21 protein-coding genes and 1 tRNA gene are annotated in these 22,612 nt (G+C 65.0%); 8 read left to right on the top strand and 14 right to left on the bottom strand.

Annotated elements, in window-relative coordinates:
* The 8 genes from SAS01S_RS01105 to SAS01S_RS01140 all read right to left on the bottom strand — a co-directional run.
* Positions 1-1,358 (bottom strand): hypothetical protein (locus SAS01S_RS01105; RefSeq protein ID WP_066803510.1); only part of this gene is annotated, 1,358 nt, incomplete at its 3' end.
* Between the two features lie 63 nt (positions 1,359-1,421).
* Positions 1,422-2,885: an HK97 family phage prohead protease gene (locus SAS01S_RS01110; RefSeq protein WP_066803513.1), complete on the bottom strand. Its 1,464-nt coding sequence runs from the start codon at positions 2,883-2,885 to the stop codon at positions 1,422-1,424.
* 86 nt (positions 2,886-2,971) lie between these two features.
* Complete coding sequence (locus SAS01S_RS01115; RefSeq protein WP_066803516.1) at positions 2,972-4,300, bottom strand: phage portal protein; 1,329 nt, start codon at positions 4,298-4,300, stop codon at positions 2,972-2,974.
* Positions 4,301-4,438: 138 nt separating this feature from the next.
* Positions 4,439-5,197: a DUF3658 domain-containing protein gene (locus SAS01S_RS01120; RefSeq protein ID WP_084238379.1), complete on the bottom strand. Its 759-nt coding sequence runs from the start codon at positions 5,195-5,197 to the stop codon at positions 4,439-4,441.
* 43 nt (positions 5,198-5,240) lie between these two features.
* Entirely contained in the window at positions 5,241-6,950 is a 1,710-nt protein-coding gene (locus tag SAS01S_RS01125; RefSeq protein ID WP_066803521.1) for a hypothetical protein, read from the bottom strand.
* Complete coding sequence (locus tag SAS01S_RS01130; RefSeq protein ID WP_157082614.1) at positions 6,947-7,423, bottom strand: hypothetical protein; 477 nt, start codon at positions 7,421-7,423, stop codon at positions 6,947-6,949. The genes SAS01S_RS01125 and SAS01S_RS01130 overlap by 4 nt, the downstream gene beginning before the upstream one ends.
* Before the next feature lie 256 nt (positions 7,424-7,679).
* Entirely contained in the window at positions 7,680-9,197 is a 1,518-nt protein-coding gene (locus tag SAS01S_RS01135) for an FAD-dependent monooxygenase (RefSeq protein ID WP_066803526.1), read from the bottom strand.
* Between the two features lie 207 nt (positions 9,198-9,404).
* Entirely contained in the window at positions 9,405-10,139 is a 735-nt protein-coding gene (locus tag SAS01S_RS01140) for a hypothetical protein (RefSeq protein ID WP_066803529.1), read from the bottom strand.
* Between the two features lie 303 nt (positions 10,140-10,442).
* Between SAS01S_RS01140 and SAS01S_RS01145 the strand changes: the two genes are divergently transcribed.
* Positions 10,443-10,769 (top strand): helix-turn-helix domain-containing protein, encoded by a 327-nt coding sequence (locus SAS01S_RS01145; protein ID WP_066803537.1) that lies wholly within the window; start codon positions 10,443-10,445, stop codon positions 10,767-10,769.
* Positions 10,770-10,893: 124 nt separating this feature from the next.
* Positions 10,894-11,352 (top strand): hypothetical protein, encoded by a 459-nt coding sequence (locus SAS01S_RS01150; protein ID WP_066803539.1) that lies wholly within the window; start codon positions 10,894-10,896, stop codon positions 11,350-11,352.
* 38 nt (positions 11,353-11,390) lie between these two features.
* Here the strand turns inward: SAS01S_RS01150 and SAS01S_RS01155 are convergent.
* Positions 11,391-11,466, bottom strand: a tRNA-Ala gene (locus tag SAS01S_RS01155).
* 250 nt (positions 11,467-11,716) lie between these two features.
* Between SAS01S_RS01155 and SAS01S_RS01160 the strand changes: the two genes are divergently transcribed.
* Positions 11,717-12,712, top strand: a complete 996-nt coding sequence (locus SAS01S_RS01160; protein ID WP_066803541.1) for a DUF2171 domain-containing protein — start codon at positions 11,717-11,719, stop codon at positions 12,710-12,712.
* A gap of 63 nt (positions 12,713-12,775) precedes the next feature.
* On the opposite strand, the gene SAS01S_RS01165 is transcribed toward SAS01S_RS01160, so the two are convergent.
* Complete coding sequence (locus SAS01S_RS01165; RefSeq protein WP_066803543.1) at positions 12,776-13,909, bottom strand: citrate synthase; 1,134 nt, start codon at positions 13,907-13,909, stop codon at positions 12,776-12,778.
* 79 nt (positions 13,910-13,988) lie between these two features.
* Between SAS01S_RS01165 and SAS01S_RS01170 the strand changes: the two genes are divergently transcribed.
* Complete coding sequence (locus SAS01S_RS01170) at positions 13,989-15,056, top strand: citrate synthase/methylcitrate synthase (protein WP_066803545.1); 1,068 nt, start codon at positions 13,989-13,991, stop codon at positions 15,054-15,056.
* On the opposite strand, the gene SAS01S_RS01175 is transcribed toward SAS01S_RS01170, so the two are convergent.
* Positions 15,053-16,078 carry an oxidoreductase gene (locus SAS01S_RS01175; RefSeq protein WP_066803547.1) on the bottom strand — a complete coding sequence of 342 codons (1,026 nt, stop codon included), beginning with the start codon at positions 16,076-16,078 and terminating at the stop codon, positions 15,053-15,055. The two genes, SAS01S_RS01170 and SAS01S_RS01175, sit on opposite strands and share 4 nt — an antisense overlap.
* Before the next feature lie 148 nt (positions 16,079-16,226).
* Here SAS01S_RS01175 and SAS01S_RS01180 point away from each other — a divergent pair, with 148 nt between their 5' ends.
* Positions 16,227-16,742, top strand: coding sequence for an HvfX family Cu-binding RiPP maturation protein (locus SAS01S_RS01180; RefSeq protein ID WP_066803549.1), 516 nt, complete (start codon positions 16,227-16,229; stop codon positions 16,740-16,742).
* 316 nt (positions 16,743-17,058) lie between these two features.
* Here SAS01S_RS01180 and SAS01S_RS01190 read toward each other — a convergent pair whose 3' ends face one another.
* Positions 17,059-17,967: an alpha/beta fold hydrolase gene (locus SAS01S_RS01190; protein ID WP_066803555.1), complete on the bottom strand. Its 909-nt coding sequence runs from the start codon at positions 17,965-17,967 to the stop codon at positions 17,059-17,061.
* On the bottom strand, positions 17,961-19,139 hold the full coding sequence (locus tag SAS01S_RS01195) for an MFS transporter (RefSeq protein ID WP_066803558.1): 1,179 nt from the start codon (positions 19,137-19,139) through the stop codon (positions 17,961-17,963). Before SAS01S_RS01195 ends, SAS01S_RS01190 begins: the two co-directional genes overlap by 7 nt.
* Before the next feature lie 56 nt (positions 19,140-19,195).
* On the opposite strand from SAS01S_RS01195, the gene pdxR reads away from it, so the two are divergent.
* Positions 19,196-20,632, top strand: coding sequence for a MocR-like pyridoxine biosynthesis transcription factor PdxR (pdxR, locus tag SAS01S_RS01200; RefSeq protein ID WP_066803798.1), 1,437 nt, complete (start codon positions 19,196-19,198; stop codon positions 20,630-20,632).
* Positions 20,633-20,683: 51 nt separating this feature from the next.
* On the opposite strand, the gene SAS01S_RS01205 is transcribed toward pdxR, so the two are convergent.
* Positions 20,684-21,466, bottom strand: a complete 783-nt coding sequence (locus tag SAS01S_RS01205) for a M15 family metallopeptidase (RefSeq protein WP_066803561.1) — start codon at positions 21,464-21,466, stop codon at positions 20,684-20,686.
* 74 nt (positions 21,467-21,540) lie between these two features.
* On the opposite strand from SAS01S_RS01205, the gene SAS01S_RS01210 reads away from it, so the two are divergent.
* Entirely contained in the window at positions 21,541-22,194 is a 654-nt protein-coding gene (locus tag SAS01S_RS01210) for an RluA family pseudouridine synthase (RefSeq protein ID WP_066803564.1), read from the top strand.
* A complete protein-coding gene (gene arfB / locus SAS01S_RS01215) occupies positions 22,187-22,606 on the top strand; it encodes an alternative ribosome rescue aminoacyl-tRNA hydrolase ArfB (protein WP_066803567.1) in 420 nt (139 codons plus the stop codon). Before SAS01S_RS01210 ends, arfB begins: the two co-directional genes overlap by 8 nt.
* Positions 22,607-22,612: the final 6 nt, after the last annotated feature.

Consider the following 22,612-nt stretch of genomic DNA (forward strand, 5'->3'; position numbering starts at 1 on the left):
TATTGGACCGGCAGGTCGCCGGCCCAGCCCAGGATCGTCCCCGCCGATACGTTGGGGTGCAGGCGGATCGGAATCTTTTTGTTGAGGTACGGATTGTAATAATATTCGACCACGCCGCCGGCGGTCAGCGCGACTTCGCCCGCCTTCGGATCCTGGAAGTAATTGAGCAGCGAAGCGGTGCCCGACGCCAGCACCTTCTTGGTGATGTTCCGCTGCTCCTGGCTGTTCACGTAGAGCACGTCGACCGAGCATTGATAATTGTCCCACATCGACTGCATCATCACGTCGATCTCGGTCACCGACCCTTGACCCGAAGAGGTGAGGGTCGTGCCCGCGCCCGGCGTGCCGGTGGCGAGATAATTGACGTATGCGCCCGACCCCGGCTTCAGCGCGGTAGTCAGCAAACCGTCGAACGCGGTCGAGTTGGTCGAGCAATCCGCGCTGACCGCGCTCGCCGCCTGGCCGGTGCCGGCAAGCGGCTTGGCGAAGACGACGCTGTTGGTCGAGCTGATCGCCTCGAGCTTCTCGCTGCCGGCGGTACCGACGAACCAGGCATAGCCCGCCGCACCCTGGATCGCCGGGACGCTGCACGACAATGCCTGGCCGGCGGTCGTAGCCTGGCTTGCAGCAGATGACTTCATCGACGAACCGCCGTTGATAGAGAAGCTCTTGCCGTCGGCGCCGGTCACCGACTTCGACGTCGCGACACCGTTCGACAGCGTGCTGTTGCGCATGCCTTCCATCGTCAGCGCGACGACGATCACCGAATAGGTCACCGATCCCGACAGGGTCGACCCGGTACCGCCCGCGCTCAACGTCGGCGCGCTCGGCGTGCCGAGCGCCAGCGAGGCGTTGCCGAAGATCACGCCGGCTTCTTCTTTCAGCATCGTCTTCTGCAGCAGGCGCTGCGTCATCGACGCCTTGATGTCCTCGAACGTGCGGCCGGCGGAGATCGCTTCGAACGTCGCCTGGTCTTCCTCGCCCAGCGTACGATACGGCGCCGCGCGATCGGCGGTCGTGTAGGCCATCTGCCCGGCGCGCTGTCCCTCGGGCACCCAGGGCGTGTTGTCGAAGCCCGAGCCGGTCAGCGCGGTGACCGACTTCCAGTTGGTCGCGGTGCCGCCCCCGCCGCCGACGCGCGGCAGCGATTTGATGATCGGCGTGTTGACCGGATAGAGGTTCTTGGCCGGCGCCTGCAGGTCATAGGCAACCAGGCCGGTGCCGGTCGAAATGGCTTTCTCGACCATGTCGGGACGTCCGCCCGCCATCAGCATGATCGCGCGCGAAATATTCTCGTCGGGGTTCGACAGGCTGGAGACGAGCGACTTCTTGATCTCGTCGGGAGTCAAATTGGTCATTGCTATCCGTCCTTTGGATAGGCGCAGGAGTGAGGCCCGGGCGCGATGGCGCGGGCAACGGGGTCAGGCGACTGCGCGGGCCGCGTGAACCAGAGTGGGATTGGACAAGGCGATGCGCAGCAGGAACTGGCCGCGCTCCTGCTCGGGCAGGGTGTCGATCACTTTCTTCAGGTCATCGGCGCTGATCGCCGATGCGCCATTGGCGGAATTGGGCGAGGCATCCTCGGCTTTGCTCACCGCGCGCAGCGGGCCGGCCGCGGTCCGGGGTGCGGCGGGTTCCGCCTCGACCCGTTCCAGACGCTTGGTCAGATCGCCGATCGTCGCGTTCAGCATCGTGATCGTATCGCCGAAGCGCTTGGCCAGGTCGGCCATCATGGCGTCGCCCAGCGTGTCGCCGCGGCGCAGCTTCTCGGTGTCTTCCTCAGGATCGGGAACGGGCGGCGCTGCCTGTGGGCCAGGGCGCGCGGTGGCATTGGACGGCGGCTGATCCGCGTCGCCGCAATTGTCTTTACGGCACTGCGCACCCAGCGCGACGAGGTGATCGTGCGCAGCCTGGATGCGATCGGCATCGGCTCGGGCAGCCCCAGCATCATCGTTGCCGGTGTCGTCGTTGTCGATGCCATCTCCGCTAGCCGCGACGCGCTTTACGCGATCCTTGTTGCCGGGCGCTGGCTTGGATTTCGGCTTATGCGGCGGTGCGTCGTCGTCGGTATCGGCCGGAGCGTCGCTGTCGCGCGGCGCGTCGGAAGTATCCGTGTGGGCATCGCTATCGGCTCCCTGGTCGGCTGACTTCGGTTTCGGTCGCGGCTTGGCGGAGGGCTGCTTGTCCTGATCCTCCGGCTTGCCACGGTCGACATCAGCGGCGGGAGCATCGTCGTTGTCATGGGCGTCGGCCGCCTCCGCATCCCGGTCGCGATCCTCGTCCTGATCGTCCTTATCATCGTCGTCCAGATCGCTCGCCAAGGCCGCGGCGATCAGCCGTTCACGCGCCTTGAACAGGAAGTCCTTGTACCGCCGCGACCCCGCGTCGTCGGCCAGCTGGCGGGCCTTCGCGACCACTTCGTCGCTGGTCGGAACATAATCCATATCGGCCTTCCACATGTTGATGACGGCGTCGGGGTTGCAGGGGCTGTCGACCAGGCTGATCTCGACCAGCTTCAGCGCGGTGATCACGCTGCGGTCGGTAGTGTCGCGCTTCAGCACCTTCCCGCCGATTGAAAAGCCGGCATAGACGCCCGCGCGCACCTTGGTGATCGCCAGCGGATCGACGACATGCGCGCAGATTTGCGTGATGCCATGATCATCGACATCGGCCTCGACCACGCGCCCGGCGGCACTAGGCTCGTGCATCTCGCGCAATGCCGGGAAGCGCTCGTAGTCGGGCAGCGCCGCCTTCATCGCTTCGGCGGTGATCGTCTCGCCCTGCTGGTCGCGCGCCTCGGACGAGGCCACGCCCCAGACCCTGATCGTGCCGTCTTCCTGATCCTCGATCTTGGTGATCGCGCCGAACTGGCGAAACCGCGTCATGCGATGGCTTTCCTTTCGATGGACGTGAACGGACGCACCGCGGCAGCGGCGAGCAGGAGTTCGACTAAGTGTTCGATGATGCGGGCTCAGCTGTCCGCGGCGCTCAGTTGCGATGGCGGGACGAGGACGCGCTCCATCAGCACGGCCCCCTGAGTCGTGTAGATCATCGGCTGCGAGCCCAATCCATCGGACAGGGGATCATCCCCGCGCGCATGTCGCACTTCGTCGATCGTCTTCGACCCGTTGCGCAGATCACGGTCATCGATCTCCGACTGCACCTGGGGATCAATGCTCGTCGCCTTGACGAACGAGAATTCCAGGTCGGCATAACCGAACTCGATCTGGATTACGTCGTCGATCCAGCGCTTCATCCACAATTGCAGCGGCTCGAGTCCTTCCTCGAGCGACCGCTCCTGATCCTCCATCGCGGTCGATCGGTTCATCTGGCGCACGAACGGGGTAGGGGGCAGCGAGAAGGCGAAGGCAACGATCCGCGCCAGCCATTCGTCGAACTCGTCCTTGATCGGCGCCGCCTTGAACGCGGTGAATTGCGATCCGTGCGGACCCCAGATCAGCTTGTTCTGCTCGGCGGCATTGCCGGCGATCCGATCATCGAACCATTGCTGCAATTCCTGGATCTTCGCTGCGTCCCATCCCTCCGGCGCGTTGAGCAGGCCCGCCGGGACATTACCTTCGGTGAAATAGCTCAACTGCGCGGCCTGACGCCGCAGGATGGTGTTGATCGTGACGACGATCTGCTCGACCGGCCCGAAGCCATAGAGGTGATGCGGCCGCACGTTACGCGGCGCGTAGAGCAGGTCGGCATTGGTCAGGTTTGCCCAGACGACGCCCTTGATCACTTGCTGATAGGCGACGTCGGTCGAGCCGCGCGGCCGTCGCCCGGTATCGTCGACCATCGGGTGGATGGTATCGCCCGGCACGATCTCCAGCGCGATCAGCTTGCCACTGCGGTTGCGCCGTTTCTCGAACGCCGGCGCGTCGAGCGTCAGCAGGTCTTCCAGGCTCGACCGCATGAAGGTCGCGAATGGCGTGACGCCATCGGGCTTGCGCCAGAACCGCGTCAGCTCGGCAATACGCGGATCATCGGCGACCTTGGCCGCGCCGTCGACCGGCTTGATCTGCCAGTCGAGCCGCTCGACTTGGTCCTTGCGCGTCTCGATCGCCAGCCGCACCAGTTCGACATTGGCGAAAGCGCGCAGCGCCGGAAAGCCAGTCTGCTCATAGGCGCGCGGTTGCAAAGTGGCGTTGATATTGGGCTTGAAGTCATACCCACGCACCGGCTGCTGGACGACCGGCGTGAGTGGAAAACCGGGGGAAAACGGACCCCATGCATTCTCGTTGCTCGAATTGCCCCAGCTATAGGTGATGTTCGCCTGCGTGCCGCCCTTGGGCATCTGGTTCTCCTCTGGGCGCGTGCGGCGCCGGTTTTCAGCTGGTAAGGAATGGAAAGGCAGAGCGTCGCGGCATGGCCGCCGCGACGGTCCGATCTTCCGCATCAAAAAGGTTGCGTTCCGAACGCACCGGAGATAGGCTCAGGCCGTGCTCGAATTAGGCAGTCGCAGCTCGCATTTGTGCATCCACCACAATTCGCCGCGCCAATCGAGGTCGCCGCGCTCGGCCAGCGCGACCAAACGGGCCTGCAGCAACAGGTCGCTGGTCTGATAGACACCGGTCTCGGACTGATCCATCAATGTCGTGCCGACGATCCTCGCCATCCTCTGCCATTCGCCACTGACGTTCGCGATCAACGCGGCGTCGAAATGATCGATCGGCGCGGATACCAAGTCGCCGCCTTCGACGATCCTGAGCGGCGCATTCTCATTTCGCAATTGTTCCCAGCGAGCGCGATAAGCAGCGCGATCCCCGTCCGATAACGGAATCTCCCGTCCAAATAGCGCCGCAACCTTGGGGTCTTGAAGCAGCGGTAGACTGTTCGCCCGGACGATCGAGCAAGGCCGGTCACCGATCTGCGACAGCCACCACAGGAAACCCGCGACGATCGGTGCGACGTTCGGCGAATACCAGGCGACGACTTCACCGACTGCGGATCGTGACGCGGTCAGCACGTCATCACCGCGGTCGATCACCTCCCGCCAATCTTCGAGACCCAGTTCTGTATCGAACCACGCCGCGCGTTCGTTGGCATCGTCGGAGGCAATCGGACCCAATGCCAGATCGTCGAACGTACAGACAACGCGGTCCTCGCGGCCCGCTTCCTTGAGCGCCACCCGCAACGACCCCGCAAAAGAGGGGCTGAAGGCTACGTGAAGTGGAAGGGTGTCTGACGGCATGCAGAATTCCAGCCTAAAGGCTGGGTCGATTGGCGACAACGGGTTACGTGCCGATACCGGTATTCCCCGCGGCGTTCGCGGTCCGCACCAAATCCAGGAACCCCGCCGACGCCACCGCGTCCTCCGCCGGCCAAAACGCCATTACCAGCGCATCGGCCTTGTTGGGCGACCTGGTGCCGTCCGGCTTCTTGTCGACCACCAGCTTCAGCGCGCCGTTCACCGCGCGGGTCGCCTGGCTCAATTCCTTCCGCAGCGACGCCAGCCCCGGCATATCGCGTGGCAGGCTGATCAGGTCGGCGGGGTCGTAGACCTCGCCCGCCGTCACTGCCTTGTGCGTGCGCTCGAAGCGCAGCCGCAATTGCCACCACGCCTGCGCCTTCAAATTCGCATAGAAATCGCCATTGACCGGCGTCTCGCTATCCCCCGGCACGACGTGTTCGCGGGGCCGGAGTGGCGATGCCCCGGCATTCCACGGTCGGAAGGTGATCTCGGCGGGCAACAATGCTTGCCCGTCCGCGTCAACCTCATCGCGCAACCGATTGGCTTCCGCCTTCACGCCTGCGCCGACGCCGATACTGTCATATTGCAGCGCGACCGTTCGACCGCGCAGCCGGTCGACCGCCAGCCGCGTCGCCTTGCCGACATCGCCTTCGCCCCAATCGTCGACCGAGTGCACGACCGATCCCTTGGCGATGGCCAACGCGTGCCGGTCGCCGCCTTCATCGGCCGGATCGAGCCCCGCGCGCCACGCTCCGTCGTCGTCGAACCCCAGCACCAGATGCGCGTCGATCGCACTCGCCACCCAATCGCCGGGGATGATGATTCCCTCGATCGCGGCGGTGTAATTGCGATCGACTTCCTGCGCGAAGACGTGGAGCAGTCCGTCCGCCGCCGCCTTGGCCCGCCGCCCGGCATACCAGGCGGCGTCCTTGGCCGGATGGTCGCGCCAGTCCATCACGAACACATTGACCCGATCGGTGACGAGTACCGCCCCGGGCGCCCATTCGACGCCGCTTTCGCGCCGGCGATGGAACACGTTGCCGGGTCCGTTGACCGAACTCATGTCGATCTGAACATTGGTCGTATCGGCCAATGCCGCCTCGATCTTCTCGGGCCGCTCGTAATGCGCGCTCTCGTCCTTGAAATAAATCAGCTTGCGCCCGCCGCGCCCGATATTGTCGCCAGACTCGCCGGTGATCGTGGCGCCGGTTGCGCGGTTGACGATCTTCATGCTCGGCATATCGTCGCGAGGATCGAACCCGGCGGGTAGCATCAGTCGCGGCAGGTGGCGGACGATTATCCGCATCTTCTCGAAAATGCTGTCGGGATCGCCGATCTTGTCGACCAATTGCTCCTTGCGGGAACCCCAGCCCACAGCGGCACCCGGCCGGTATAACCACAGCCATACCGAGAAGGCGCAGGCCAGCCACGTCGCGCCCATGTCGCGAGCTTTCTCGATCAACCCGCTCTGCTGCTGGTCGACAGCGGCGTGCAGGAACGTGATCATCTCGATCTGGCGGAGAAAGGGCACGAACGGCATCACCGGCGGCTCATCGCTCGCCGCCTTGCGCGGATCGTACGTCACTGCCCAATGCGCGATCCACCCGGCCGGATCATTGCGATATCGCTCGGCCAACCCGGCGCGCAGCCCGGCGTCCGCCTTCAGCCGGCGCAATCGATGCTGCCGCGCGATCAGCTCAGCGATATAGTCTGGCGGCCAGGTTGGAGAGGCCGGCGCGGAAACCGCCGTCACCCCAGTTCTTCCCGATAGCGTTCCGCCGCCTCGCGCGCCGACATATCAGGCGTAATCACCTCCGTAGCGCGCGTGCCGATCCCATGCGGATCGGGCGCCGAACCCTCGCGCCGCCCTGCGCGCGTCTTCTCCCACCACAGCATCGCCGTGGTGTTCCCGTTCATCGCGGTCTCGAACAAGGTCAGCGCGATCCGCGCATTGGCCACTTCGACGCCCGCATCCAGCTCGGTGCGGCACCGGCGTTTCAACGTCGTTGTACTCATTCCCATGATCCGCGCGATGATCGCATAAGGCGTCCCGATCTCGGCGAAGCGTCGCACGTCGGCACGCATCGCGTCGGTAATTTCGATCGTTATCCGTCCGTTCTTATGCGCACCTTTGGGAGCGGGCGCCGTCGCGGGCGAGGCTGGGCCGGTGGTATTGATAGCGCCCCTGGTCGATGTTCCCGACCCCGCACGCCTCCGTTCCGCCATCCGAACTCCACCCGATCGCTATCCGCCCGACGTGCCGTAACACCCCGCTACGGCAACGTTCGGACGTTGCCGAATGAGTGTCGCGGAATCGGTGGATTTTCTGCGAGAAAACTGCGCGACGTCGTCTCGGTCGAACGCAAAATTGGATGATTGCTACATACACGTTTTTTCGTGGCAGTCAAGAAGTTTTCACGTTTTGTTCTTATTTTCTTGGGTGAGCGGAGGGACGGCTGACGCCGCCCCTCCATCCGATGAGCTAGGCGATCGCCGGCGGCCCGAACCAAGTCGTCAGCGCCTCACCCAGCCCGTCGTCATTGCCATCTCCAACCCAGGCAACATGCCCGTCGGGCCGGACCAGCACTGCAGTCGGGGCGGGCACCACGCCGATCACCGGCAGCTCCCAAATGCCTGCATAGCTCGCGTCCAACAGCTTTACCCGATCCGCCCAGGGCGAGATGTCTATCGCGCCCGGCTCGCTCAGATTGATCAGCACCGGTCCTGCATCGTGCAGCAAGCCGAACACCCGCATCGGGCCGTCAGCGCTGACCAGGTCGAGGTCCGGCATCCGCCGCCCGAGCAGCGCGTGGCCTTCGCCAAGATCGTACCGCACATCCAGCCCCGACATCATCCCCGCGATCCGCCGGCGCGGTTCGTCCATGTCCAGCAGTTCGGCGACGATCTCGCGCAAAGCGCCGGTGCGCTCGTCCGCGCGCCGCAGGGCGACTTGCGCCATCGTATTGCGCAGCACCCGCGCGGCGACCGGATGACGTTCGGCATGATAGCTGTCGAGCAGGCTCTCGGGCGCCGTCCCTGCGGCGACGCGCGCCAATTTCCATCCCAGGTTCACGGCATCGTGCAACCCGATGTTGAGGCCCTGGCCCCCGTCAGGCGAATGGACATGCGCCGCATCGCCGGCCAGCAAGATTCGGCCCTTGCGATACGTCGCTGCCTGCCGCGTCATGTCGCTGAAGCGCGAAATCCAACTCGGATTATGCACGCCGAAATCGGTCCCATAGACCGCGATCAGTCCTTCGCTCAGGTCGCTGAGTCCCGGATCACCAGCACGCCCGGCCCACTGCTCGGTGATCATGACGCGCACCGTCTTGCCGTCGTCCATTCGGCTCAGCCCATGCAGCCCGATCGCGTCACGGCGGATGCCCCAATCGGGTTCCTCGTCTAACTCGACCTCTGCGATCAGATTGCTGATGGTGGGATCCCACCCCGGAAAGTCGATCCCCGCCGCCTTGCGGATCAGGCTGCGGCCGCCATCGCATCCGACCAAATAGCCGGTCCGCAGTGAGCTCCCGTCGGACAGCGCGATGTCGACGCCCATTTCATCCTCGACGAACCCGACCACGTCGCGTGCGCGATAGGTCGGCACCCCAAGCTCCTCGACGCATTCGGCCAGGATGCGCTCGATATGGTTCTGCCACAAAGCCAGTCCGTAATTGTGCCGCGTGGGAAAGTCGCTGATGTCGAGCCTGGTGAGCGCGAAGCCCGTGACCTGCATCGCTTCACCAGCGGCCAGGAACCGATCGGCAATGCCGCGCTGGTCGAGCAACTCGATCGATCGAGCGTGTAGCCCGCCCGCGCGCGACCCTGCGAGTTTCTGGTCGGGCCGCCGCTCCACGATCGCGACATCGGCGCCCGCCAGCGCCAGTTCGCCGGCCAGCATCAGCCCGGTCGGCCCGGCGCCGCAAATCACAATCGAATGATCGATCGCCTTCGTATCGGCGTCCTCACGCAAGTCATAAGTAGATGATACCGCCCGCATATCGCGTCTCCCTGCGAATCGATGGGGCAGGGGCTTTACGGCAAAGGGCGGGTCTTGAAGCAAGGGCCTTGCCAACTATATCTCGAAAGTGCGGGGGAGATATGTCCGCCGCGCACTCCCAAAAATTCAGCACGAAAAGTCAGGCGATCGCTCTGCGGGGCGGTCTGGTGACGACCTCTCGTGACGCGCCGGACAATGTCGGCCCAGTTACCGTTGCGTTCCCAGCAGCTCGCCCGCACCCAGCCGAGCGTACACCGTCTCGACATCCTCGCGGTCCACATCCCGTCGCGCTGCCGACGCCATCTCGGGCCACATCCGCAATGCTGTGATCAGCCGTTTGCGTGCCGTCCGCCATTGCATCCCATGCGCGTGCGCCAGTTGCACGAACGACTGGTCGCTCAGGACCATGTCGAGCACCATCGCCCGCGGCCGTGGGATTGCCTCGCACCATGCGCGATAGGCGACCTCCATCCGTATTCGTTTCAACGATTCGACCAGCTGATCTCGCCCCGAATTGGCGAAGTCGACACGCGTTTCCAGCGATACCGACCGTATCGATCCGGCGCGCCGGATGCGCTCTGCCACGTCGGCAATCTCTTGGGCCGCGGCGCGCTCGTCCGCGCTGATCTTGCCCAGCCGCTCCATCCGGTGGAGCGGCGATTGCCGCCGCCGCTCGGGCAGCGCGTTCGCCTTTTCGTGCGTCTCCGGCGTGCCTTCATTCTTGTGCCGCCACCGCGCGATCATTGCCTCGTGCCGTCGTTCCGACTCCTCGCGCCGGTGCAGCGCGGCGGCGAGACGGTGGGCAGCATCGGGCTGCTGCTCGCGTTGTGGGAGCGCGGCCAATCGTCGTGCGGCACTGGCGCGGATCATCGCGAGCCGGTCTTCCGCGCCACTCTCAGCGCGCGGGCTCGCCCGCCGGATCTTCGGATTGCTATCCGCCAACGTCTTTTCTCCTGATAAATTCGGTGTCTGATTTGACCGGCGCGGCGGCTATCCGGTTTGCATTTCGGTTGTCGGCGTGGGCCGGAGGGATGCGGGGACAATGCCGCCGTAGATCGGATCGGGATGGTCGCAGAGCGGGCATCCACATTCCGCGCACTTCGTTTGCGGCCCGTCCTTTGGCGATTGGCTAGAGCGGGCGGAGCGAGCAGGGCTGGTCATCGACAAGAAATTGGACATATTGTCCAACATATCAATCGTCAATTGGTGGTTTGATATGAGGCGATGTCATGGTACAATTTGTCCATGACCGATCCGATCACGCCCGAGGAGTTCGATGCTCTTTACATCGCTAGGGTGAAAGCGCTCCGCCAGCTCAGGGGGATGACGGCTGGACAGATGTCGACTCTGCTCGGCGTGCCGGCCGAACGCTATCGCAAATACGAATCGCGCACGCCGATGCCCCACGCGCTGATGGAGCAATTTGCCTTGATCACGGGCGTGTCGGTTGAGTTTCTTCTCACCGGACGGCGCGTGGCTGGGAAGGGGCCTTATCCTGACGTACCCGGTCCGCATATGATCGAAAAATGGCGCGCCGACCAACGGAGTAGGGATTTACGAAAACACGGCTGATTTGGCCAGATTGTCCATCATATCACCGTGCCTCGGATTCGGTATTCGCCAATCCCTATGTTGAATAGTTGGACAATATGTCCCATTTATGCCGCTCGCCGTCTTTCGTCGTGGAGAGCCATAATTGCCGCCTGCCGCTCTTCAGCTCTCGCCCGACCTCCATCCCGAAAGCGTACGTCTGCTCGCGATCGATTGCTGGACTGGTGACCCGGCGGTTGCGGCGTTGATCGATGCGGCTCGCGCCCTGATTCCGATAGCGGAGAGGCTACGTGATCTGTGTACCCGGCGTCCCTCGGTCGACCGGCTGATCGCCGACGAAATCGGCCTGCTCGTTTGGGAAACGATCGAAACGGGACGGGTCAATGTCTGGCAGCGAGAACCGCGAGCCAGCGGCGTGATCGGCGCGATCTGGACAGAGCTGGAAAGCCTGCGCACGCGCTGGATAGCCGCGCGCTTGCAGTTCGAAGGGTTTTCGCCGGCCGCGCACGACATCGGGCCGTGGTACGATCGATTGCAAGCGCTCGAAGAGGAAGCGCCGACGGTGGCAATGTTATGGAGATCGCCCGCACGTGCGGTAGTCTAGCTACGCTGATGCTGAGCATCCGATCTGACATGGGCGGCTGGTGGAGCTGAGGGGAATCGAACCCCTGACCTCTGCAGTGCGATTGCAGCGCTCTCCCATCTGAGCTACAGCCCCGCCCACGCCGCAAGAGCGCTTCCGCCCTTGGGAGCGCGAGCCTCTAGCGACCATTTTCCGGCTTTGCAACACGCGGTTTGCCGCGTTGGTCGAACGGGTCGCGCCGAGCCGCCGGACAACCTCGTTAACCTGCGTCAAGTGGCCGCTGAATCGCGGAACTGGCGGGCTTTGTGTCCCGTTTAAGAGGGCAGGCGGGCGCGGTCCCCCCTTTCCGCGCCCGCCGTCCAAACGCGATGAGAGGACCCGCCAGATGGCATATGAACGCTACCCCCGCGGCAATTCGCTGCAAGGCGATTATTACGCACCCGGCGACGACGATTACGGCCGCGATTATGGCTCCGGCCAGGACCACACCTATACAAGCGCGCGCGAATATGAGGCCGCCGGCATGATCGGCCCGCGCCGTGGCCCGGATCGTGATCGCGACGATTACGATCGCGGCTATTACAGTCAGGGCCGCAGCCCGAACTTCGCCAATCGCGGATACGATTATGGCTCCGGTCCACGCTATCGTGGCGGCTACGCGTCCGACCGCTTCTCCGATATCGGCCGCCGCGACGACGATCGCGATTACGGTCGGCCAGACACGTATCGCGGCCGGCGCAACGCGGGCGCGGGCCGTGGATATGATCGCGATCCACGCGACTATAGCTATGAAGACCGCAACTTCTTCGCACGTGCCGGCGACGAGGTGCGATCGTGGTTCGGCGACGAAGAGGCCGAGCGTCGGCGCGAAGCGGACCAGCGCTACGATCAGCGTTATGGCGGCGATGGTGGCTATCGTGGCGACCACGACTATCACAGCTGGCGCGCTGGCCAGATCGCCGCGCTCGACCGCGATTATGACGAATATCGCCGTGAGAACCAGCAGCGGTTTTCCAACGAATTCGGCAGCTGGCGCAACGAACGCCAGACCCAGCGATCGAGCCTGCAGCGCGTCACCGAGCATATGGACGTGGTCGGTTCCGATGGCGAGCATATCGGCACGGTCGACAAGGTGCGTGGGGATCGCATTCTCCTGACCAAGAGCGATCCCGACGCTGGCGGGCGCCATCATTCGATCCCGTCGCGCTGGATCGACCGGGTCGACGACAAGGTAATCGTGCGCAAGACGGCCGAGGAAGCCAAGGCGCATTGGCGCGACGAAGAGCGAAGCGCCTTCTTCGGCGGTGACAGCGCCGGCCGCGATCAGGAGGAAGGCGGCGACGGCCGCATCCTCAACCGCAGCTTCTCGGGCACGTACTGAGCAAGCGGTAAGCGTAAGGGTGGGGCTCGGACGACACGGTCCGAGCCCCATTTCTATGTTCGCTTAGTGACCGTTCCCAAGAGCGTCGGTCGTCAATCCTTGATACCGGGCTCGTGGCCGGATCACCGCACCGCTGGCCGATTGTTCGATGGCGTGCGCCGCCCATCCTACCCCGCGCGCGGTGGCGAACAGCCGGAACGGCGCGTCGGCAGGCAGGTCAGCGGCGACCGTCATCGCAAGCAAGGCGAAATCGATATTGGGCAGCGCCTCGGTTGCATCCACGACAGCGTTGCGCAGTTCGGTCAGCATGGGATCCAGCGTCACTAGCGGCAACAGGGCGGCGGCGCGCGGATCGCCATGCGGATAGAGTGGGTGGCCGAACCCCGGCAAACCGTGGCCTGCTGCCAACCACCGGGCCACCGCCATATCGACGCCGTTCGCTTTGGCCTCCGCCGCGAGTGCGCTGAGTGCGGCGCCGGCACCGCCATGTTTCGGCCCCGACAACGTCGACAGTCCCGCCATCAGGCACGCCGCCATCGGCGCTCCGGTCGACGCAGCGATCCGCGCCGCAAAGGTCGAAGGGTTGAGTTCATGGTCCGCGAGCAGCACCAGCGCGCGTCGAACGAGGTCGGTGCCCGTCGCATCGAGCGACCAGCCACGCGCCAGCCGTTCGTGTATCGCTCCGTCGCCCGCCGCACCAAACGTGCCGGCGATCGCCGCGACCGCTACGGACGCTTCCTGAGCGAGTTTGGCGGGCGCTCGTCCGATCATCGGCTTGGCGCCCGCGATCAGCGCCGCCAACGCGCGGAAGGGATCGCCATCGCCAGCCGCCGCCGGAAACACCGCCACTGGCTGTTCCCATAACATTGCGGCGATCTCCTCCAACGTCGCGTGATCGGCCAGTTCGGTCGCACGGCGCCCGCGAAAGACCAGTTGCCCGTGCGCCACGGTCGAAATCCGCGTCGGGATCACTGGCTCGCCCCACGCCATGGCCGATGCCGCGATCGACGCGGTGCGCCGCCCCCGCGCGCGCCGCTTGGTCAGCGCCAGAATGTCGTCGCCGCGATATTCGCTGCGCCGCGGATCGACCGCGTCGGCGCGGCGCTCGATCAAGCCGCGACTGACATAGGCATAGAGCGTCTGCGGTCGGACTCCCAACGTGACCAGCGCCTCGTCGCGCGAAAGCCATTCCTGCATGATTGATTCACTTGATCAAGATTGATTCGCAATCGCGACGAGACCATCTGAGCTGCGTCACGTCAAGGGAGTTCGGCTGATGAATAGCGGTTTGGAAGATGTCGTCGCCGCGGAGACGGTGCTGTCCGATGTCGATGGTGAGGCAGGGCGGCTGATCATCCGCGGCCATCCGTTGGAAGCACTGGCGGGCCGCTGGACGTTCGAACAGGTCGTGCATTTGCTATTCGATGGTTTCTTCGACGACCTGCCCAATCCCGATCGCTTGGCCGCAATGCTGGGGCAGGCGCGTGCCGACGCGTTCGAGCGCGCCCGTCCGTTACTGCCGCTGCTGGCGGAGCTATCCGTTTATGATGCAATGCGCGCGGCGCTCGCGCCGATGCCGGACGGCGTTACGCTCGACGACGCGTTGCGCCTGATCGCAGCACCCGCAGTGCTGATTCCCGCCTTGCTCCGTCAATCTGCAGGACAGGACCCGATCGCACCCGGTCCATCCCGCGGCCATGCCGACGACGTAGTACGGATGCTCGGCCGCGATACCGGCGGTGCGGCGCTCGACGCCTATCTGGTGACGGTCAGCGACCACGGCCTCAACGCGTCGACCTTCGCGTCGCGCGTCGTCGCGTCGACCCAGGCCGGGCTGACGTCGGCTGTGCTGGCGGGGCTGGGCGCGCTCAAGGGCCCGCTCCATGGCGGCGCGCCCGGCCCGGTGAGCGAAATGCTCGACGGTATCGCGGCGGAAGGAGACGCACAGACCTGGATCGACCGCGCACTCAATCGCGGCGAACGGCTGATGGGCTTCGGCCACCGCATCTACCGTGTTCGCGATCCGCGCGCCGATGCCTTGAAGGCGGCCCTCCACATGCTCGACCGTGTCGGTGGCCGATTGGAATTCGCCGAGCAGGTCGAACGCATCGCGCTCGTCGCCTTGCGCCAGCGCAAGCAAAGCCGCGTCATCGAAACCAATGTCGAATTCTACACCGCCTTGCTGCTCGAAGCAGTCGGCTTTCCCAAGGAAAGCTTCACCGGCGTTTTCGCGATGGGCCGCGTCGTCGGCTGGATCGCGCATGCCCGCGAACAGGCGCTGACCGGACGCCTGATCCGGCCCAAGTCGACCTATATCGAGGAGGGCAGGGCGCGAGCGGCTTAGACCGCGACCTCGGCCCGGGTGGCAGCGCTGCGCAGGCCGGCGTCGAGCATTTCCATCACCGCGATCGCTTCGTTCGGCGGAACCGGGTTTGGCCCGTCGCCGCGAATCGCGGCAGCGAGCGCCAGCCAGAACATCCGATAATCGCCACGTTCGTTGGGTACGGATAAGGTGGCGCCGTCCTCGCCGATCGTCAGCGTGCCTTCGATCGGATCGAGTCCCCAATCGCCGCTTCCCGGCGCGCGACCGGCGAGCGTGGCGGCTTCCTGTGGATCGCTGCCATGCTTGATCCAACTCGCGCGTGTGCCATGCACCGCGAAGCGCAGACCGTACTGCGCGGCAAGCTTGGTGGCGTGCAGGATCACGCGGCGTTTCTCGTAACGCAACACGGCATGGAAATAATCGGGCGACGGCGAGCCGTCGCGTAAGGTCGCCAGGTCGAGGCTGATTCCTTCGGGTCGCCCGAACAGCACCAGCGCCTGGTCGACCAGATGCGGCCCCAGGTCGAGCCAGGCACCGCCTTCGCGCGCTTCTTTCCACAGGCCGGTCGGCGCTGGGCGCCAACGATCGAAATGGCTTTCCAGCTGGACGATCTCGCCCAACGCACCTTCCGCGATCAGCCGCTGCAGCGTTCGAAAATCCGCGTCCCAGCGGCGATTCTGGAATATCGTCACTTGCTTGCCCGCCGCTTCGCCGGTCACCGCAACGCGGCGCGCATCGGCCAGGTTGGCGGCGAACGGCTTGTCGATCAGCACATGCTTACCGGCGCCCAGTGCCGCGATCGCGTGCTCGGCGTGAAGAGCATCGGGGCTGGCGACGACGACGAGGTCGATACCGGGTTCGGCCAGCAGCGCCGCGACATCGGGCACTACACGCATATCGGGCAAGTCGGCCTGCACCTTCTTCGGATCGCGTGTGACGATCGCCCGCAACGCCATGCCGGGCGTGGCGCGGATATAGGGAGCATGGAATGCCCGGCCTGCAAGGCCATAGCCGATCACGCCGACACCGATTTCCCGCATCATTGTCGCTCCGCCACAACCTCGATCGCCGCCGCCTATGTCGGATTGATACCCATGGCTCAAGCTACGCCTGGCGGATGGCGAGCCAGACCGCCGATGTAACCCCGAGCCGGCCCGCTTCGAACCTGTCGCGCAATCGACGAGGGATAGCATGCTCACAAACCTCTACGCCGCGACGACCCGCGGGCTTTCCGCGCGCTGGGCGCCGATTCCGCTCCGGCTGATCGTCGGATACGGTTTCCTCGAACACGGCCAGGCCAAGCTGGGGCGCGGCGTCGGCGCCTTCGCCCAAATTCTCCAAGCATTGGGCATGCCGTTTCCCGATCTGCTCGCCTGGGGGGCGGTTCTGGTCGAGATGATCGGCGGTGTGGCGATTCTATTGGGTGCGTTCGTCGCATTTGCCAGCGTTCCGATGGCTATCGTCCTGCTGGTTGCTATCTTCACCGTGCATCTCCCCAACGGGTTCAGCTCGATCAAGCTGCAGTCGGTCGATGGAGGCGGCGCGCATTTCGGCCAGCCGGGCTATGAAACCGACCTGCTCTACCTCGCGGGCCTCGCGACGTTGGTCCTTGGAGGTGCCGGCCGGTGGTCGGTCGATGATCTGATCGAGCAGCGATCGACCGCTGCTCGCAAGCTGTTCGGCAGATTTCGACACAATCGTCCCTAACGATCGATTACCGCGGGAACGGGTCGGCCGGCGCCGGGTTGTCGACGGCATGAAGCGCGCTCGTTCCCGCTACGAAGTATTCCCGGCCAAGGCCGTCTTGGCTGGCGGACGCTTCCGTATAGCTTGGGCTTGGCGACGCCTCGCACGCTCAGGCACAACCCGCCATGCGGCACTCTTCGAGACGCTCGAAGACTGCTTGACCTCGATCAATCGCCATTCGCGCGCCCAGGCACTGCCGACGATCCGCGTCATCCTCGACCCGACGGAAGGCTAGTGGGCAAACGCGTCGCGATCATCTTTGCCCGTCGCGCGCTAGTCAGGACGACACGCTGAATGGCGGCGTCATGGCAGTATCGCTCTCCAGATAGGCCTCGATAGCCGGGGGCAGGAGCTCGCTATCGAGAATGTCGAGATGATTGGCGTTTGGCACGATCATCAAGCGGGACGCGCTGCGCCCCTTCGCGAAACCGTCTGCCTTGCCGCCGCCCATCAATTCGAAAAGCGCAAGGGCATGCGCGGGACGAACGCTGTCGGCGTCGCCACCGATCATCAATATCGGTGCCTTCACACCGTTGGCGATCGCATCGCTCCAGTCGTAGCGCGACGACATCAACCGTGAAACGTTGCGCACGAGCAGCGGCCAATCCTGCGGGCGTGGGGCCGCTTTCTCATAGGCCTGGTGCCATTTGGATCCCTTCATCGCCTCGCCATCCATCGCCTGGGTGCCGGCCAACACTTCGGGAAACCAGCCGTCGGTCGCATGCGGTGCAGAAATGACGACCAGCTTTCGCACCTTGTCGGCGTGACGCAGGCCGAGCTGCAAGGTGACTCCGCCGCCCACCGAATAGCCCGCAACGTCGACCCGGCCCAATCCGAGCACCGCGATCAGCCCCGCGATGTCGTCGGCCATCGCTTCATAGGTCATTGGCCGACCGTTGTCCGCGGTATGGCCGTGCCCTTGCAACTCCACTGCAATCACTCGCCGTTTGGCCGCGAGGGCCGGAAGCAGGCGCCCGAAAATGGCATCGATCGTCCCCAGGCCACCATGGAGCAGGATCAGCGGCGTACCGGCGCCGTGGCTTTCATAATAGAGTTCGATCCCGTTGACTGCGACATACTGTCCCTTGTTCGTCATGATCTTCTTCCCTTGGGCTGGCGGAACGGTCGAGACGGCCGCGGCGACCGTCAACGCGGCTGCCGCGCGCAAAAGGTCGCGTCTCAACATGACCCCCTCCGCGTTTCGCAAATCAGGAAAATGATGCACGCAATCGCCGCGAGGCCGATCGCGGCAATCGCGAAAGCGGCGGCATATCCGCCGGCGGCGGCCAATGCCCCGATCCCGAGCCCTCCCAGGCCCAGCCCGGCGTCATAAGCCGCGTTCCACACCGCGCTGACGCCGTCCGCATGGGTCGGAGCGGCACGTTGCAGCAATTGCGTCAGCGTCGCGCTCTGCAACACGCCGAACGCGGCGCCGCTGCCGACCATGCCCGCGATCACCGCCGCATCACCTGGCAAGGCCAGGCAGAACATCGCTGCAGTGGTACTTACCACGCCTGCAATTATTGCTTTCTTCGGGCCGTGACGGTCGATCGAACGGCCCGTCGCCAACCGCGCGACAGCGGAGGCGATGCCCTGCAGCAGCAAGGCGAGCATGATCGTCGTCACAGCGACTTCGCGGTGCGCCAGCGGCAGGAAGGTGATCGTAGCGCCCACCGCAATCGCGCCGATCGCCAGGGCACCGGCCGGCCATGCCGAGACACGGAGCGCAGGAAGGGCATGCGGTTGGTGCTGTCCATCCGCAGGCGCCACCCGGCCGGGAAAGGCCGCGAGTCCAGCCAATGCCCCGAGCCCCATCGCGGCGGCAATGCTTGCCGTTACGATGGGGCCGAACGCCGCCAGCGCCCAGGGCCCGAGCGGTACGCCTAGGATCGCCGGCAGCGCCGATGCCAGTCCATAAATGCCCATCGCCTCGGCGCGGCGGCTCGCCGGCGCCAACGATGCGGCAAGTCCGCATGCTGCGACCAGGAGGACGCCAAGGCCAAGCCCCCGCGCCGCGCAGCTCGCCAACACGATAGTCACGTCGTTCGAAAAGGCGACCAGCGCGGGCAGCGCGAGCACCAGCAACGCGATGGCGGTCGCCAAGCGGCGGCCCAGCCGCGCGATCAACCGCGGCGCGATCACTTCCCCGACGATCGTCGTCGCCATCAGTGCGGCGGTCGTCGATCCTGCGGCCAGTTCGCCGTCCAAAACGGCGGCATGCGCCGGCACGGCCGACAGCAACAGATAGAAGCTGCCCATCGCCATCGCGATCGTGCCGCATAGCGCCAGCATCGGCGCGGTGAGAATGGGGTCACGCCGATGGCCGGCGATCTTTGTTTCAAGTGCGAACGTGCCCATCGGGATTTCCTCCGGCTTTGCTGTCGGAGGAGTAACGCGCTACTGGTATCGTCGTGATGACCAGTTATGGGCAGATATTGTTGACCAGTTCGGCACCGGATCTACCTTTTGCTCTGGAGCGAACGGCGGGTGAAAGTCTGACATCGCAACTTCGCCGTCGATTGCTCGATGCACTCCGCTCGGGATCGTTGCGCGCCGGCGTTCAGCTACCCTCGACGCGCGCCCTGGCGGCCCAGTTGGGCGTATCGCGCCCGCTCGTGCTTGATGTCTATGCCCAGCTTGCGGCGGAAGGATATCTGATCCTGCGTCGCGGTGCGCGACCCGTGGTGGCGGCGGTCGGCGCGACAATGGCCGCCGAGGCGCAGATCGCACCACCCACCGATCACATTCGGTTCGATCTACGCCCGGCCATGCCCGATGTTGGGCAGTTTCCTCGCAAGGCGTGGTTGCGTGCAATCCGCAATGTCCTCGGCGAATTGCCGGCCGGCGAGCTCGGTTATGGCGATTTGCGCGGCAGCATCGTGCTGCGCACCGTAATTGCCGATTATCTTGGTCGCGTCCGAGGCGTAATCGCCGACCCGAGCAGGATCTACATCACCAGCGGCTTTGCCGAGGGCCGCGCGCTGACCAGCGCTGCGTTTCATGCGCGAGGCATACGGCGCCTCGCGGTCGAGAATCCCAGCTACAGCGATTGGATTGCGGTCGACAAAGCGGGCCTTACCCGCATCCCTATTCCGGTCGACGAGCGCGGAATGGATATCGATGCGCTGGACGCCTCCTCCGCCCAGGCAGCGTTCGTGACACCTTCGCACCAATTCCCGATCGGCGGCGTGCTCAGCGCGGATCGTCGGCAACGGCTCGTCTGTTGGCTACGCGATCGTAACGGCTTCGCGCTGGAGGACGATTACGACGCCGAATTTCGCTACGATCAGGCACCCGTCGGGGCGTTGCAGGGGCTCGCGCCCGATCGCGTTATCTATGCCGGTACCGCCAGCAAGACGCTTGCGCCGGCGCTCCGTCTCGGTTGGCTGGTCGTCCCGCCGGACCTCGTCGGAACGATGAACGACGAACTGCGCCGCTGGAGCGAAGGCCCGCCCCGGATCGACCAGGACGCGCTCGCCGACCTGATCGAGTCTGGTTTTTACGACCGGCACTTGCGACGGATGCGGCGACTCTATCGCGATCGCCGCGACCGTCTGATCGATCGCCTGGCTCGCGCTTTGCCCGGGTTGGAAATCGAAGGCGCAGCGGCGGGGCTGCACGTGACGTTGCGCCTTCCAGCGGCAATCGACGAAGCCAGCGAAATGGCGATCGTCGCCGCGCTCGGCCGGCGCGGCGTCGCGACCGAAGGGCTCTCTCGATACAGCCGAACCGCTGCCGGGCCGCGCCGGCTATTCCTGGGCTATGGTCGCGCGTCCGACAGCGCGATCGACCAGGGTGTGGACGTGCTCGCCGAGATCGTCGAGGCAGCTGTGGCGCGTATCTCGCGTTGAATGGATAATGGGCGATCGGCTTGATGCAGGCGAGCACGCACTCGCCGGGTTCTATTTCGGCCAGGTCGGCGTCGGCGTTGGCGCAGCGGTCGGTGAGGGTTGCGGCTGCATCGCCTTCTGCCATTCCGGCGACAGATCGGCGATACCCGGCGACGCCGGAAAGCGCGTGCGTGCCGTCGCGAACAAGGTGCGCGCCGTCGCCGCCCCGGGAACGGTCGCATTGATACCGACCCAGCGCCAATGCCACGGTTCCCACGTCACCCCCTGCGCATTGCCCGGCGGGAACGACAATTCGAATCCGAACTCGGTCGCATGCTGCAACAGCCATTTGCCCGGCGGTGTATTGGCGATGCAGTCGCTGACATCGCCGCAGCCGCGGGTAAGTGGCCGGATGGCGAAATCGAGCGCGTAACCTGTGGCGTGCTCGCTATAGCCAGGCGGGCCCGAGCTTTTCGCGCGCTCGGCGGCATCCTTGCATCGCTTGCCCGGTCCGATCTGTCCGCAGAAGATTTGGCGCTGGCGTTCGATCGTGCGGAAACAGGATATGCCGCGCAACTTGCCTTTCACTTCCGGCACCTGATCGGCAGCGGCGAGCAACGCGGTCATCGCCACCGCGGCGTCATGATGCAGTTGGCATGGCCGCCCCGCCCCGAAATTGCCGGGAATAGCCACCATGTCGGCCGGATTGCCTTCCGGATAGGGAATATGTCCCAACATCCGTCCGTCCGGCAGCGGGTCGATAGTCTGGCCGTTGCACAAGGTGACCGGGGTCAGCGCGAGAGCGGCGGCGGGAGCGAACAGGAACAGGGCAACCAGCAACCAGCGCAACGGCATCAATATGCTCCGTGGGGGGAAACAAAGCGCACAACCACTGGCACGCGGGCGGCTTGAGTGGCAAGGGGTGCGCCATGCTGGCGGATAAGGTGTTGTTCCTCGACGGTGAGGCGATGGTAATCGACAAGCCTGCCGGCTTGCCGGTCGATCCGCCGCGCCGCGGCGGGATCAGTCTGGAGAACCATCTAGACAGCCTGACCTTCGGGTTCCAGCGCTGGCCGATGGCGGTGCACCGGCTCGACCAGGACACGTCGGGTTGCCTCCTGCTCTCGCGAAATCCCAAAGCGCATGCCCGGCTGCAACAGGCGTTCGAGGCGAACCGCGTGGAGAAACGCTATCTCGCCGTACTTGAGGGCGTACCGGTGGACAGCGAGGGCGTGATCGACCTGCCGCTGGCCAAGGTCTCGACGCGAGAAGAAGGGTGGCGGATGACCGGTTCGCCCGAGGGCAAGGCCGCGCGCACCGCTTGGCGCGTGCTGCGCACCGAAGGCGGACGGGCGCTCGTCGAATTCCGTCCGGCGACCGGCCGGACCCATCAGATTCGCGTCCATGCGCTCGAGGGAGTGGGTATGCCAGTGGTGGGGGATCCGGTCTATGGCCGCGCCGATACGCTCGGCATGCTGCTCCATGCCGCCGAACTGATTATCCCGCGTGACGGCAAGCCGGCGATCGAGGCGGTCGCGCCGATCCCCGAACGGTTCGTCGCGGCGGGCTTTGGTCATGAGTGACGGCGACGGCTGGGTCGACCGTATCGATACAGCCATCGTCGAAGAGCGTTTCCTCGCCGCGACTGGCCCCGGCGGGCAGAACGTCAACAAGGTTGCGACCGCGGTCCAGCTTCGCGTCAACGTCTTCGCGCTCGGGCTCCAGCCTTTTGCTTATGAACGGCTCAAGGAACTGGCCGGCAGCAAGATGACCGCCGGGGGCGAATTGCTGGTCACCGCGCGCCGTTTCCGCACACAGGAAGCGAACCGACAGGATGCGCGCGAGCGGCTGGCCGAACTGGTCCGCGCCGCGCACGTACGCCAGGCCAAACGCGTCAAGACCAGGCCGTCGCGCGCGGCCAAAGCGCGGCGCGTCGACGAGAAAAAGGGGCGCAGTACGGTAAAGGCCGGGCGCGGCAAGGTCCGTATCGACTAAAGGGAT

The sequence above is a fragment of the Sphingomonas asaccharolytica NBRC 15499 genome, from assembly GCF_001598355.1.
GTDB classification, from domain to species: domain Bacteria; phylum Pseudomonadota; class Alphaproteobacteria; order Sphingomonadales; family Sphingomonadaceae; genus Sphingomonas; species Sphingomonas asaccharolytica.